The 13,301-nt window shown below is 55.3% G+C and carries 10 protein-coding genes; all 10 read left to right on the top strand.

Annotated elements, in window-relative coordinates; genetic code table 11:
- The 10 genes from cpsB (at position 1) to rfbD (ending at position 13,251) form a co-directional block, all read left to right on the top strand.
- A complete protein-coding gene (gene cpsB / locus O1724_RS15015) occupies positions 1-1,437 on the top strand; it encodes a mannose-1-phosphate guanyltransferase (RefSeq protein WP_003863522.1) in 1,437 nt (478 codons plus the stop codon).
- Positions 1,438-1,546: 109 nt separating this feature from the next.
- Positions 1,547-2,917 (top strand): colanic acid biosynthesis phosphomannomutase CpsG, encoded by a 1,371-nt coding sequence (gene cpsG / locus O1724_RS15010; RefSeq protein ID WP_126297249.1) that lies wholly within the window; start codon positions 1,547-1,549, stop codon positions 2,915-2,917.
- A gap of 128 nt (positions 2,918-3,045) precedes the next feature.
- On the top strand, positions 3,046-4,440 hold the full coding sequence (gene wcaJ, locus O1724_RS15005; protein ID WP_032659376.1) for an undecaprenyl-phosphate glucose phosphotransferase: 1,395 nt from the start codon (positions 3,046-3,048) through the stop codon (positions 4,438-4,440).
- A gap of 1 nt (position 4,441) precedes the next feature.
- Complete coding sequence (gene wzxC / locus O1724_RS15000; RefSeq protein ID WP_003863527.1) at positions 4,442-5,920, top strand: colanic acid undecaprenyl disphosphate flippase WzxC; 1,479 nt, start codon at positions 4,442-4,444, stop codon at positions 5,918-5,920.
- 15 nt (positions 5,921-5,935) lie between these two features.
- Positions 5,936-7,216, top strand: coding sequence for a colanic acid biosynthesis pyruvyl transferase WcaK (gene wcaK / locus O1724_RS14995; protein ID WP_006811234.1), 1,281 nt, complete (start codon positions 5,936-5,938; stop codon positions 7,214-7,216).
- Entirely contained in the window at positions 7,213-8,433 is a 1,221-nt protein-coding gene (gene wcaL, locus O1724_RS14990) for a colanic acid biosynthesis glycosyltransferase WcaL (protein ID WP_023324940.1), read from the top strand. Before wcaK ends, wcaL begins: the two co-directional genes overlap by 4 nt.
- A 12-nt stretch (positions 8,434-8,445) precedes the next feature.
- A complete protein-coding gene (gene wcaM / locus O1724_RS14985) occupies positions 8,446-9,837 on the top strand; it encodes a colanic acid biosynthesis protein WcaM (RefSeq protein WP_126297250.1) in 1,392 nt (463 codons plus the stop codon).
- A 174-nt stretch (positions 9,838-10,011) separates the two neighbouring features.
- Positions 10,012-10,908 carry a GalU regulator GalF gene (galF, locus tag O1724_RS14980; RefSeq protein ID WP_017383282.1) on the top strand — a complete coding sequence of 299 codons (897 nt, stop codon included), beginning with the start codon at positions 10,012-10,014 and terminating at the stop codon, positions 10,906-10,908.
- A 358-nt stretch (positions 10,909-11,266) separates the two neighbouring features.
- Complete coding sequence (gene rfbB / locus O1724_RS14975) at positions 11,267-12,352, top strand: dTDP-glucose 4,6-dehydratase (RefSeq protein WP_045896142.1); 1,086 nt, start codon at positions 11,267-11,269, stop codon at positions 12,350-12,352.
- Positions 12,352-13,251, top strand: coding sequence for a dTDP-4-dehydrorhamnose reductase (rfbD, locus tag O1724_RS14970; protein ID WP_045896141.1), 900 nt, complete (start codon positions 12,352-12,354; stop codon positions 13,249-13,251). The genes rfbB and rfbD overlap by 1 nt, the downstream gene beginning before the upstream one ends.
- Positions 13,252-13,301 lie beyond the last annotated feature (50 nt).

The raw sequence follows: 13,301 nt of genomic DNA, 5'->3' as shown, positions 1-13,301 counted from the left end.
ATGAGTCAAACCACTTTGTATCCGGTCGTAATGGCGGGTGGATCCGGGAGCCGGTTGTGGCCACTGTCCCGCGTGCTTTATCCAAAACAATTTCTGTGCCTGAAAGGCGACCTCACCATGCTGCAAACGACGGTTAACCGTCTGCACGGCGTGGAGTGTGAAAGCCCGGTGGTGATCTGTAACGAGCAGCACCGCTTTATCGTTGCGGAGCAGCTGCGCCAGCTGAACAAACTGACCGAAAATATCATTCTGGAGCCTGCCGGACGCAACACGGCGCCTGCCATTGCCCTTGCGGCGCTGGCAGCAAAACGCAGCAGCCCGGACTGCGACCCGCTGATGCTGGTGCTGGCGGCTGACCACGTCATCCAGCAGGAAGAGGCCTTCCGCGACGCGGTACGCGCCGCGATTCCTTACGCTGAGAACGGCAAGCTGGTGACCTTCGGCATCGTGCCGGATCTCCCGGAAACCGGCTATGGCTACATTCGCCGCGGCAGCGTTACGCCTGGTGAAGGCGACAGCGTGGCCTTTGACGTGGCGCAGTTTGTCGAAAAACCGAATCTGGAAACCGCGCAGGCGTATGTCGCCAGCGGTGAATACTACTGGAACAGCGGCATGTTCCTGTTCCGCGCCGGGCGCTACCTGGAAGAGCTGGAAAAATACCGTCCGGATATCTTAAGCGCCTGCGAAAAAGCGATGGCGGTGGTGGATCCGGATCTCGATTTTATCCGCGTGGACGAAGAAGCCTTCCTCGCCTGTCCGGAAGAGTCCATTGACTATGCGGTGATGGAACGTACGGCAGATGCGGTAGTGGTACCGATGGATGCGGGCTGGAGCGACGTCGGCTCCTGGTCGTCACTGTGGGAGATCAGCGCGCATACCCCGGAGGGTAACGTCCATCACGGGGATGTGATCAGCCACAAAACGGAAAACAGCTACGTCTACGCCGAATCTGGCCTCGTCACTACGGTAGGGGTGAAGGATCTGGTGGTCGTGCAGACCAAAGACGCGGTGCTGATTGCCGACCGTAATGCCGTGCAGGACGTTAAAAAAGTGGTGGAGAAGATCAAGGCCGATGGCCGTCACGAACACCATATTCACCGTGAAGTCTACCGCCCGTGGGGCAAATATGACTCCATCGACGCCGGCGAGCGTTATCAGGTGAAACGCATCACCGTGAAGCCGGGAGAAGGGCTGTCGGTGCAGATGCACCATCACCGCGCCGAACACTGGGTGGTGGTGGCAGGGACCGCCAAAGTGACCATCGACGGTGAAGTGAAGCTGCTCGGTGAAAACGAGTCCATTTATATTCCGCTGGGCGCCACGCACTGTCTGGAAAACCCGGGGAAAATTCCGCTCGACTTAATTGAGGTGCGTTCCGGCTCCTATCTGGAAGAGGACGACATCATCCGCTTCCAGGATCGCTACGGGCGCGTGTAGCACTCCGCATCATGCCCGGTGGCGCTGCGCTTACCGGGCCTACGAATGAAAAAAATAAATTTGGCCATTACATGGTCAGGGCCAACTGTTGCCTGAAAAAGGGGTCATCATGGAAAAATTAACCTGTTTTAAAGCCTACGATATTCGCGGCAAGCTGGGCGAAGAGCTGAACGAAGACATTGCGTGGCGCATCGGCCGCGCGTACGGCGAATACCTCAAACCACAAACTATCGTGCTGGGCGGCGACGTGCGCCTGACAAGCGAATCCCTGAAGCTGGCGCTGGCGAAAGGGCTACAGGACGCGGGCGTCGATGTGCTGGACATTGGCCTTTCCGGTACCGAAGAGATCTATTTTGCCACATTCCACCTGGGCGTGGACGGCGGTATCGAAGTGACGGCCAGCCATAACCCGATGGACTACAACGGCATGAAGCTGGTGCGCAAGGGCGCGCGTCCTATCAGCGGCGACACCGGTCTGCGCGACGTGCAGCGTCTGGCCGAGGCCAACGACTTCCCGCCGGTGAACGAAGCGAAGCGCGGCAGCTATAAGCAGATTAACCTGCAAAAAGAGTACATCGACCACCTGCTGGGCTACATCAATGTGGCAAACCTCAAACCGCTGAAGCTGGTGATTAACTCCGGCAACGGCGCGGCAGGCCCGGTTGTCGATGCACTTGAAGCCCGCTTTAAGGCGATGAACGTGCCGGTGACCTTCGTCAAAGTGCACAACGCGCCAGACGGCAACTTCCCGAACGGTATTCCTAACCCGCTGCTGCCGGAGTGCCGCGACGACACCCGCAACGCGGTGATTGAGCACGGCGCCGATATGGGTATCGCCTTTGACGGCGATTTCGACCGCTGCTTCCTGTTCGACGAGAAAGGGCAGTTTATCGAAGGCTACTACATCGTTGGCCTGCTGGCGGAAGCGTTCCTCGAGAAAAACCCGGGGGCGAAAATCATTCACGATCCGCGTCTTTCCTGGAACACCGTCGACGTGGTGAAGGCCGCGGGCGGCGAGCCGGTGATGTCCAAAACCGGCCACGCGTTTATCAAAGAGCGTATGCGTGAGGAAGACGCCATCTACGGCGGCGAGATGAGCGCCCACCACTATTTCCGTGATTTTGCCTACTGCGACAGCGGGATGATCCCGTGGCTGCTGGTGACCGAGCTGCTGTGCCTGAAAGGGCAGAGCCTGGGCGAACTGGTGCGCGACCGCATGGCGGCGTTCCCGGCCAGCGGTGAGATCAACAGCAAACTGGCACAGCCAGCTGAGGCCATTGCCCGCGTGGAACAGCACTTTGCCATTCATGCGCTGGAGATTGACCGTACCGACGGTATCAGCATGGCGTTCCCGCAGTGGCGCTTCAACCTGCGCTCGTCCAATACCGAGCCGGTGGTGCGCCTGAACGTGGAGTCCCGCGCTGACACCGCGCTGATGGAAGCCCGAACGAAGGACATTCTGGCGCTGTTGAATCAGTAAAAAGAAAACCTTACCCCTCACCCTAACCCTCTCCCCAAAGGGGAGAGGGAACTTGAACACCCTCTCCCCTTTGGGGAGAGGGCCGGGGTGAGGGGCGAGGGGTAAGGTTTAGAACTAAAGGAACAACGATGACAAATCTAAAAAAGCGCGAACGAGCGAGAACGAATGCATCGTTAATCTCTATGGTGCAGCGTTTTTCTGATATCACCATCATGGTCGGCGGACTGTGGGCGGTGTGTTGGGTCAGCGGGCAGTCGTTCTTATACATGCACTTGCTGATGGCGTTGATTGCGCTGGTGGTGTTTCAGATGATCGGCGGCATGACCGATTTTTATCGTTCATGGCGCGGCGTCAAAATGACCACCGAACTGATGCTGCTGCTCCAGAACTGGACCTTAAGCCTGGTTTTCAGCGCAGGCCTGGTGGCGTTCAGCCATGATTTTGATAACCGTCTTGTGACCTATCTCTGCTGGTATCTGTTAACCAGCATTGGCATGGTGGTCTGCCGCTCGCTGATCCGCTTTGGCGCGGGCTGGCTGCGCAACCGTGGGTATAACCGTCGCTTCGTTGCCGTGGCGGGCGATCTGCCGGTGGGGCAGGTGTTGCTCGACAGCTTCCGCAAAGAGCCGTGGTTAGGTTTTGAAGTGGTCGGGATTTATCACGACGCGAAGCCCGGCGGCGTGCCGTCCGACTGGGCTGGTAACTACGAACAGCTTATTGACGATGCGAAAGCCGGCAAAATTCATAACGTCTACATCGCCATGCAGATGAAAGATGAGTCCCGCATCAAGAAACTGATGCGCGAGCTGGCGGATACCACCTGCTCGGTGATCCTCATCCCGGATGTCTTCACCTTCAATATTCTCCACTCCCGTATTGAAGAGGTGAACGGGGTACCGGTTGTTCCGCTGTACGACACGCCGCTGTCGGGGATTAACCGCGTGCTGAAGCGCGCGGAAGATATCGTGCTTTCGTCCCTGATCCTGCTGCTCATCTCCCCGGTGCTGTGCTGCATTGCGCTGGCGGTGAAGCTCAGCTCGCCGGGGCCGATCATCTTCCGTCAGACCCGCTACGGCATGGACGGTAAGCCGATCATGGTGTGGAAATTCCGCTCCATGAAGGTGATGGAGAACGACAAGGTGGTGACCCAGGCGACGCAGAACGATCCGCGCGTTACCCGCGTGGGCAACTTCCTGCGCCGTACCTCGCTCGATGAGCTGCCGCAGTTCATCAACGTGTTCACCGGCGGGATGTCCATCGTCGGGCCTCGTCCTCACGCCGTGGCACATAACGAGCAGTACCGCACCCTGATTGAAGGCTACATGCTGCGCCATAAGGTGAAGCCAGGCATCACCGGCTGGGCGCAGATCAACGGCTGGCGCGGCGAGACCGACACGCTGGAAAAAATGGAAAAACGCATCGAGTTCGATCTGGAGTACATCCGCGAGTGGAGCCTCTGGTTCGATATCAAGATTGTTTTTCTGACCATTTTCAAAGGTTTCGTGAACAAAGCGGCGTACTAAGATGAGCTTACGAGAAAAAACCATCAGCGGTGCGAAATGGTCAGCCATGGCCACCATCGTCATCATTGGCCTCGGCCTGGTGCAGATGACGGTGCTGGCGCGCATTATCGATAATCACCAGTTTGGTCTGCTGACTGTCTCGCTGGTGATTATCGCCCTGGCCGATACGCTGTCGGACTTTGGTATCGCCAACTCCATTATCCAGCGCAAAGAGATCAGCCATCTGGAGCTGACCACCCTCTACTGGCTGAACGTCGGGCTGGGTATCTTCGTTTTTGTGCTGGTGTTCCTGCTGAGCGATGTGATTGCCGGCGTGCTGCATAACCCGGACCTGGCGCCGCTGATGCGCACCCTGTCGTTCGCTTTCGTGGTGATCCCGCACGGGCAGCAGTTCCGCGCGCTGATGCAGAAAGAGCTGGAGTTCAACAAAATCGGCATGATTGAGACCAGCGCCGTGCTGGCGGGCTTTACCTTCACCGTGGTCAGCGCCCATTTCTGGCCGCTGGCGATGACCGCCATCCTCGGCTACCTCGTTAACTCTGCCGTGCGCACGCTGCTGTTTGGCTTCTTTGGCCGCAAGATTTATCGCCCGGGGCTGCATTTTTCGCTGGCGTCTGTTTCATCCAACCTGCGCTTCGGCGCGTGGCTGACGGCAGACAGCATCATCAACTACGTCAATACCAACCTTTCCACGCTGGTGCTGGCGCGCATTCTGGGCGCGAGCGTCGCGGGTGGCTACAACCTGGCGTATAACGTCGCGGTTGTCCCGCCGATGAAGCTCAACCCGATTATTACCCGCGTCCTGTTCCCGGCGTTCGCCAAAATTCAGGACGATACCGAGAAGCTGCGCGTGAACTTTTACAAGCTGCTCTCCGTGGTGGGGATAATCAACTTCCCGGTCCTGCTGGGGCTGATGGTGGTCGCCAGCAATTTCGTACCGCTGGTGTTTGGCGAGAAGTGGAACAGTATCATCCCAATCCTGCAACTGCTGTGCGTCGTGGGGCTGCTGCGCTCGGTGGGGAACCCGATTGGTTCTCTGCTGATGGCAAAGGCGCGCGTGGATATCAGCTTCAAGTTCAACGTGTTTAAAACCTTCCTGTTTATTCCGGCAATTATTGTGGGCGGGCACATGGCGGGCGCCATTGGCGTGACGCTCGGCTTCCTGCTGGTGCAAATCGTCAATACCGTGCTGAGCTACTTCGTGATGATCAAACCGGTGCTGGGCTCCAGCTACCGTCAGTACATCCTCAGCCTGTGGCTGCCGTTTTATCTCTCCTTGCCGACGCTTGCGGTGAGCTACGGCCTGGGCGTGGTGCTCAACGGGCATCTGCCGCTGGCGGCGCTGCTTGCGGTGCAGGTCGCGGCAGGCGCGCTGGCGTTCGGCGTGATGATTGTGCTGTCACGCAATGCGCTGGTGGTCGAGATGAAGCGCCAGTTTTGCCGTAACGAAAAAATGAAAACGCTGCTTCGCGCAGGCTAATTTTACGAGGCCATTATGAAATTACTTATTCTTGGCAACCATACCTGCGGCAACCGTGGCGACAGCGCCATCCTGCGCGGTTTACTGGATGCAATTAACACTCTTAAGCCTGAGACAGAAGTGGATGTGATGAGTCGTTATCCGGTCAGCTCATCCTGGTTACTGAACCGCCCGGTGATGGGCGACCCGCTCTACAGCCAGATGAAACAGCACAACAACGCCGCGGGCGTGATGGGGCGCGTGAAGAAAGTCCTGCGTCGCCGCTATCAGCATCAGGTGCTGCTTTCTCGCGTAACCGACACCGGCAAGCTGCGCAACATCGCCATCGCGCAGGGCTTTACCGATTTTGTGCGTCTGCTGTCCGGCTATGACGCCATTATTCAGGTGGGCGGTTCGTTCTTCGTCGATCTCTACGGCGTGCCGCAGTTTGAGCATGCGCTTTGTACCTTCATGGCGAAAAAGCCGCTGTTTATGATTGGCCACAGCGTCGGGCCATTCCAGGATCCGCAGTTTAACCAGCTGGCGAACTATGTCTTCGGCCACTGCGACGCGCTGATCCTGCGTGAATCGGTCAGCCTCGACATGATGAAGCGCAGCGAAATCGACACCACCAAAGTGGAGCACGGTGTAGACACCGCCTGGCTGGTGGATCATCAGGATGACAGCTTCCAGGCCAGCTACGCGGTACAGCACTGGCTGGACGTGGCGGCAAAGCAGAAAACCGTCGCCATTACCCTGCGTGAACTTGCGCCGTTCGATAAACGCCTCGGCACGACCCAGGCGGCGTACGAGAAAGCCTTTGCCGACGTGGTGAACCGCGTGCTGGACAGCGGTTACCAGGTGCTGGCGCTTTCCACCTGTACCGGTATCGACAGCTACAACAAAGATGACCGTATGGTGGCGCTCAACCTGCGCAACCTGGTGAACGATCCGTCCCGCTATCACGTGGTGATGGACGAGCTGAACGATCTGGAGATGGGCAAGCTGCTCTCCGCCTGCGACCTGACCGTGGGCACGCGTCTGCACTCGGCCATTATCTCGATGAACTTCGGCACGCCAGCCATCGCCATCAACTACGAACACAAGTCCGCGGGCATTATGCAGCAGCTCGGTATGCCTGAAATGGCCGTCGATATTCGTCATCTGCTGGACGGATCGCTGGGTGCGATGGTGGGCGACACGCTCGGCCAGTTGCCTGCGATCAACGAACGTCTGGCGGTGGCGGTAAAAGCCGAACGCGAAAAAGGTATTGGCATGGTGAAATCCGTACTCGACCGCGTCCGGGAGGGGAAATGAAGGTTGGTTTCTTCTTACTGAAATTTCCGCTGTCGTCTGAAACTTTTGTGCTGAACCAAATCACCGCGTTTATCGATATGGGGTATGACGTGGAGATTATCGCCCTGCAAAAGGGCGATACGCAAAACACCCATGCGGCGTATACCCGGTATGGGCTGGAGGCAAAAACCCGCTGGTTGCAGGATGAACCCGCCGGACGGATGAACAAATTACGCCATCGCGCCGGACAGACGCTGCGCGGCCTGCATCGCGCCTCGACGTGGCGGGCGCTGAATATGTCGCGCTATGGGGCGGAGGCCCGCAACCTGATCTTATCCGCCATTTGCGGGCAAACGGCCCAGCCGTACCGGGCCGATGTCTTTATCGCCCACTTTGGCCCGGCGGGCGTAACGGCGGCAAAACTGCGTGAGCTGGGGGTGATTGACGGCAAAATCGCGACCATTTTCCACGGTATCGACATCTCCAGCCGGGAAGTGCTGAACCACTACACGCCGGAATATCAGCAGCTGTTCCGCCGTGGCGACATGATGCTGCCGATAAGCAACCTGTGGGCCGGGCGCCTGAAAACCATGGGGTGCCCGAGCGAGAAAATCACCGTTTCACGCATGGGCGTAGACATGGAACGCTTCACCCAGCGACCGGTCAAGGTGCCGGGCAAGCCGCTGCAAATTATCTCTGTTGCCCGCCTGACCGAAAAGAAAGGGCTGCACGTAGCCATCGAAGCCTGTCGCCAGCTGAAGGCGCGCGGCGTGGACTTCCACTACCGCATCCTGGGTATCGGGCCGTGGGAGCGTCGCCTGCGCACGCTGATTGAACAGTATCAGCTGGAAGACGTGGTCGAGATGCCGGGCTTCAAGCCGAGCCATGAAGTGAAAGCCATGCTTGATGACGCGGATGTGTTCCTGCTGCCTTCCGTAACCGGCGCCGACGGCGATATGGAAGGCATTCCCGTGGCGCTGATGGAGGCGATGGCGGTCGGCATTCCGGTAGTCTCGACCCTGCACAGCGGGATCCCGGAGCTGATCACCTCTGAGCATTCCGGCTGGCTGGTCCCTGAAAACAATGCGCTGGCGCTGGCGGATCGTCTGGCCGCGTTCAGTGATATCGATCAGCAGACGCTGATCCCTGTGCTGCAAAATGCGCGGCAAAAAGTTGAAGCAGAATTCAATCAGCAGGTGATTAATCGCCAGTTAGCGAGCCTGCTGCAAACGCTGTAACGCTGAGGTTGTATGCTGAAAAAGATTACCCGACGCCGATTTGTCTCTTCTTTATCCGTCCTGGCTGCCATGCCGCTGCTGTCGCCCCGCGCTGCGCGGGCGGCGACCGGGAAGACGGTTTCTGTCGATCGCTACAACAATAACGACTGGATCGCCGCCTTTAAGCAGGCATTTACCGAGGGCGATACCGTTGTTGTTCCCGCCGGGTTAACCTGTGAAAACATCAATACCGGCATTTTCATTCCTGATGGCAAAACCCTGCTGATCCGCGGCGCGCTGAAGGGCAACGGGCGCGGGCGGTTTGTGCTCCAGGAAGGCTGCAAGGTCATTGGGGAAGATGAGGGGCGCACACATAACATCACGCTGGACGTGCGTGGCTCCGACTGTGTCATTAAAGGGCTGACGATGAGCGGCTTCGGCCCCGTCACCCAGATCTACATTGGCGGTAAAAAGCCGAGAGTGATGCGTAACCTGCTTATCGATCGCATTGCCGTGAGTCAGGCCAACTACGCCATTCTGCGCCAGGGTTTTCATAATCAGGTGGACGGTGCGCGCATTACCAATAGCAAATTCAGCCATTTGCAGGGTGACGCGATTGAGTGGAACGTGGCGATTAACGACCGTAACATCCTGATCTCTGACCACGTGATCGATAACATCAACTGCACAAACGGCAAGATCAACTGGGGCATAGGCATTGGGCTGGCTGGCAGCACGTACGACAATGACTATCCGGAACAGCAGACCGTTAAAAACTTCGTGGTGGCGAATATCACCGGCAGCAACTGTCGGCAGCTGGTGCATGTTGAAAACGGTAAACACTTTGTGATCCGTAATATCAAGGCCAGCAATATTACTCCCGACTTCAGTAAAAAGGCCGGAATTGATAACGCAACGGTAGCTATTTATGGTTGTGATAATTTCGTTATCGATAATATCGATATGGTGAACAGCGCCGGAATGTTAATCGGGTATGGCGTGATCAAGGGCGATTATCTGTCGATACCGCAAAACTTCAAACTTAACGATATTCGCCTGGATAACCGACAGCTTGCCTATAAGCTGCGCGGGATACAGATTTCCTCCGGCAATGCCACGTCGTTTGTTGCCATCACCAATGTCAACATGCAGCGGGCAACACTTGAGCTGCACAACAAGCCACAACATCTTTTCTTGCGTAATATCAACGTGATGCAGGAATCAGCGACGGGGCCAGCGCTTAAGATGAACTTCGACTTGCGCAAAGACGTGCGCGGGAAGTTTATGGCTAAAAACGAGACGTTGCTGTCGCTTGCGAACATAAAAGCGGTTAATGAAAAGGGGCAGAGCTCGGTGGATATTGATCGGGTCGATCAACATGTGGTGAATACGGAACGGTTGAATTTTGCGCTGCCGCACAGGTAATCATCCAGACTATTTTGCGACAATTCCTGGAACGAAATCGCGATCTATTCAGATTACAACTACTGTAATTTGTGGTGGGGTGACCTAGGATTACTTCATATTTACGGCAAAACATGCTGGCGAAAACAGGTTTAAAAGCTATAATTCGTCAACCATTTTAAGGTGGAAGAAATAATGATTAATTTGAAAGCAGTCATACCGGTAGCGGGTTTGGGCATGCATATGTTGCCCGCCACAAAGGCCATTCCTAAAGAGATGCTGCCGATCGTTGACAAGCCGATGATTCAGTACATCGTCGACGAGATTGTTGCTGCGGGGATCAAAGAAATCGTTCTGGTGACGCACTCTTCTAAGAACGCCGTCGAGAACCACTTCGACACCTCTTATGAACTCGAAGCGCTTCTTGAGCAGCGCGTTAAGCGTCAGCTTCTGGCAGAAGTTCAGTCTATCTGTCCTCCTGGCGTGACCATCATGAACGTGCGTCAGGCGCAGCCGCTGGGTCTGGGCCACTCAATCCTCTGCGCGCGGCCAGTGGTGGGCGATAACCCGTTCATCGTGGTTCTGCCGGACATCATTATTGATACCGCATCTGCGGATCCGCTGCGTTACAACCTGGCGGCAATGGTCGCTCGCTTCAACGAGACGGGCCGCAGCCAGGTGCTGGCGAAACGTATGAAGGGCGATCTCTCCGAGTATTCTGTTATTCAGACTAAAGAGCCTCTGGAGACAGAAGGGCAGGTGAGCCGGATCGTTGAGTTTATCGAAAAACCCGATCAGCCGCAGACCCTGGACTCCGACCTGATGGCAGTCGGCCGTTATGTGCTGAATGCGGATATCTGGGCTGAGCTGGAAAAAACCGAGCCGGGTGCCTGGGATCGTATCCAGCTGACCGATGCGATTGCTGAGCTGGCGAAGAAGCAGTCCGTTGATGCCATGCTGATGACCGGCGATAGCTATGACTGCGGTAAGAAAATGGGGTATATGCAGGCGTTTGTGAACTATGGCCTGCGTAACCTGAAGGAAGGGGCGAAGTTCAGAAGCCGGATTGAGAAGTTGCTGGCTAACGACTGATACTTCTTCCGCAGCCTTAAAGTCTTCATGCGCGGCAGTCATCATTTTAGTTATGTTGTTACATAACAAAAATGATGACTGCCGCTTTTTATTATTAATTCCCATGATAACAGAGAGTTACCTGCTTCAAATCTGGGCTGATTTGTAACGATTTGTGCTTGTTTCCGAGACCATTTAAGACGACAATTAACGCCAGTTTTTGTCTGAAATCAGACAGCCAATCTTATATTCAACACTCGCTCAGTGCACTGGTAGCTGTCAAGCCAGGGGCGGTAGCGTGCAAAATTTCTAATCCTAAATTAATACCAGGGTTTAGAACGCCAATATCTCGATATATCTACAAAACGGAATAGATAACGTGAAAATTCTTGTGACGGGTGGAGCCGGCTTTATCGGCTCAGCGGTTGTACGACATATTATTACTAATACCCATGACGAAGTCGTCAATGTGGATAAACTGACGTATGCCGGCAACCTCGAGTCCCTTAACGATGTCAGCGCCAGTGAACGTTATGTTTTTGAGCATGCAGATATTTGTGATAAAGCGGCTATGGATCGTATTTTTGCTGAACATAAACCGGATGCGGTAATGCATCTGGCGGCCGAAAGCCACGTTGACCGTTCCATTACTGGCCCGGCGGCATTCATTGAAACCAACATTGTTGGGACGTATGTGCTTCTGGAAGCTGCACGTGCTTACTGGTCAACCCTCGATGACGCAGCGAAAAAAGCGTTTCGCTTCCATCATATCTCCACCGATGAAGTGTACGGGGATCTGCCGCACCCGGATGAACATCCGGCATCCGCAGACCTGCCGCTTTTCACTGAAACCACAGCCTACGCGCCAAGCAGCCCGTACTCTGCCTCCAAAGCATCCAGCGACCATCTTGTTCGTGCCTGGCTGCGCACTTACGGCTTCCCGACCATCGTGACTAACTGTTCGAATAACTACGGACCGTATCATTTCCCTGAGAAGCTGATCCCACTTGTGATCTTGAACGCCCTTGACGGTAAAGCGTTGCCGATTTACGGCAAAGGCGACCAGATCCGTGACTGGCTTTATGTAGAAGATCATGCGCGTGCGCTTTACACCGTTGTGACTCAGGGCAAACCGGGTGAGACTTACAACATCGGTGGTCATAACGAAAAGCAAAACCTGGACGTTGTGCACACTATTTGCGATCTGCTGGATGAGATCGTCCCGAAAGAAGGCTCGTACCGCGACCAAATTACGTATGTTGCCGATCGCCCAGGACATGACCGCCGCTATGCGATTGATGCGCATAAAATTGGGGTGGAACTGGGCTGGAAGCCTGAAGAGACGTTCGAAAGCGGAATTCGTAAGACCGTGGAATGGTATCTGAGCAACCAGGAGTGGGTTAATAACGTAAAAAGCGGTGCTTATAAAACCTGGATCGAACAGAACTACGGGGAACGTCAATAATGAATATTCTTCTGTTCGGCAAAACAGGGCAAGTGGGCTGGGAGCTTCAGCGCGCGCTGGCTCCACTTGGCAATCTGATTGCGCTTGATGTGCATTCTAAAGATTACTGCGGTGATTTCAGCAACCCGGAAGGGATTGCTGAGACGGTTCGTAATATTAAACCTGACGTGATCGTCAATGCAGCCGCACACACCGCAGTGGATAAAGCAGAGTCGGAACCTGAGTTTGCGCAGTTACTGAATGCGACAAGCGTTGAGGCTATCGCGAAAGAAGCTGCAAAAATCGGCGCCTGGGTTGTTCACTACTCCACGGATTACGTCTTCCCCGGTGATGGCGAAACCCCCTGGAGTGAAACGGATGCGACGGCACCGCTGAATGTTTATGGTCAGACGAAGCTGGATGGCGAAAAAGCATTGCAGGATAATTGCCCTAATCATCTGATTTTCCGTACAAGCTGGGTATATGCAGGTAAAGGCAACAATTTTGCTAAGACCATGCTACGTCTGGCGAAAGAACGCAAAGAACTTTCCGTCATTAACGATCAGGTGGGTGCCCCAACAGGCGCTGAGCTGTTAGCCGACTGTACCGCCCACGCCATTCGTATCGCGATGGTGAAACCAGAAGTTGCCGGGCTTTATCATCTGGTCGCTTCTGAGACGACAACCTGGTACGACTATGCGGCGCTGGTGTTTGAGGAAGCCCAAAAGGCAGGCGTTGAGTTGGCGATTGAAAAGCTGAATGCTGTACCAACCACGGCATATCCGACGCCTGCGCGTCGCCCGCATAACTCACGCTTAAATACCATGAAGTTCCAGCAGAACTTCAACCTGGTATTACCAGCATGGCATGTTGGTGTGAAGCGTATGCTGGCTGAGCTTTTCACGGCGCAATCCATTTAATCATTAAATAAATGCCCGTTTACGGGCATTTCGTGTTTATAGAGAAATTA

The organism is Enterobacter cloacae complex sp. HYC074_NIDB (assembly GCF_056673345.1).
The sequence above is the reverse complement of the archived record's forward strand: the minus strand, read 5'-3'. Positions and strand labels throughout refer to the sequence as shown.

Excerpts from the sequence above, each read along its gene's own strand:
- rfbD (WP_045896141.1), top strand. The coding sequence starts at position 12,352 with ATGAATATTCTTCTGTTCGGCAAAACAGGGCAAGTGGGCTGGGAGCTT.
- galF (WP_017383282.1), top strand. The coding sequence starts at position 10,012 with ATGATTAATTTGAAAGCAGTCATACCGGTAGCGGGTTTGGGCATGCAT.
- wcaM (WP_126297250.1), top strand. The coding sequence starts at position 8,446 with ATGCTGAAAAAGATTACCCGACGCCGATTTGTCTCTTCTTTATCCGTC.
- cpsG (WP_126297249.1), top strand. The coding sequence starts at position 1,547 with ATGGAAAAATTAACCTGTTTTAAAGCCTACGATATTCGCGGCAAGCTG.
- wcaK (WP_006811234.1), top strand. The coding sequence starts at position 5,936 with ATGAAATTACTTATTCTTGGCAACCATACCTGCGGCAACCGTGGCGAC.
- wzxC (WP_003863527.1), top strand. The coding sequence starts at position 4,442 with ATGAGCTTACGAGAAAAAACCATCAGCGGTGCGAAATGGTCAGCCATG.
- wcaJ (WP_032659376.1), top strand. The coding sequence starts at position 3,046 with ATGACAAATCTAAAAAAGCGCGAACGAGCGAGAACGAATGCATCGTTA.
- wcaL (WP_023324940.1), top strand. The coding sequence starts at position 7,213 with ATGAAGGTTGGTTTCTTCTTACTGAAATTTCCGCTGTCGTCTGAAACT.
- cpsB (WP_003863522.1), top strand. The coding sequence starts at position 1 with ATGAGTCAAACCACTTTGTATCCGGTCGTAATGGCGGGTGGATCCGGG.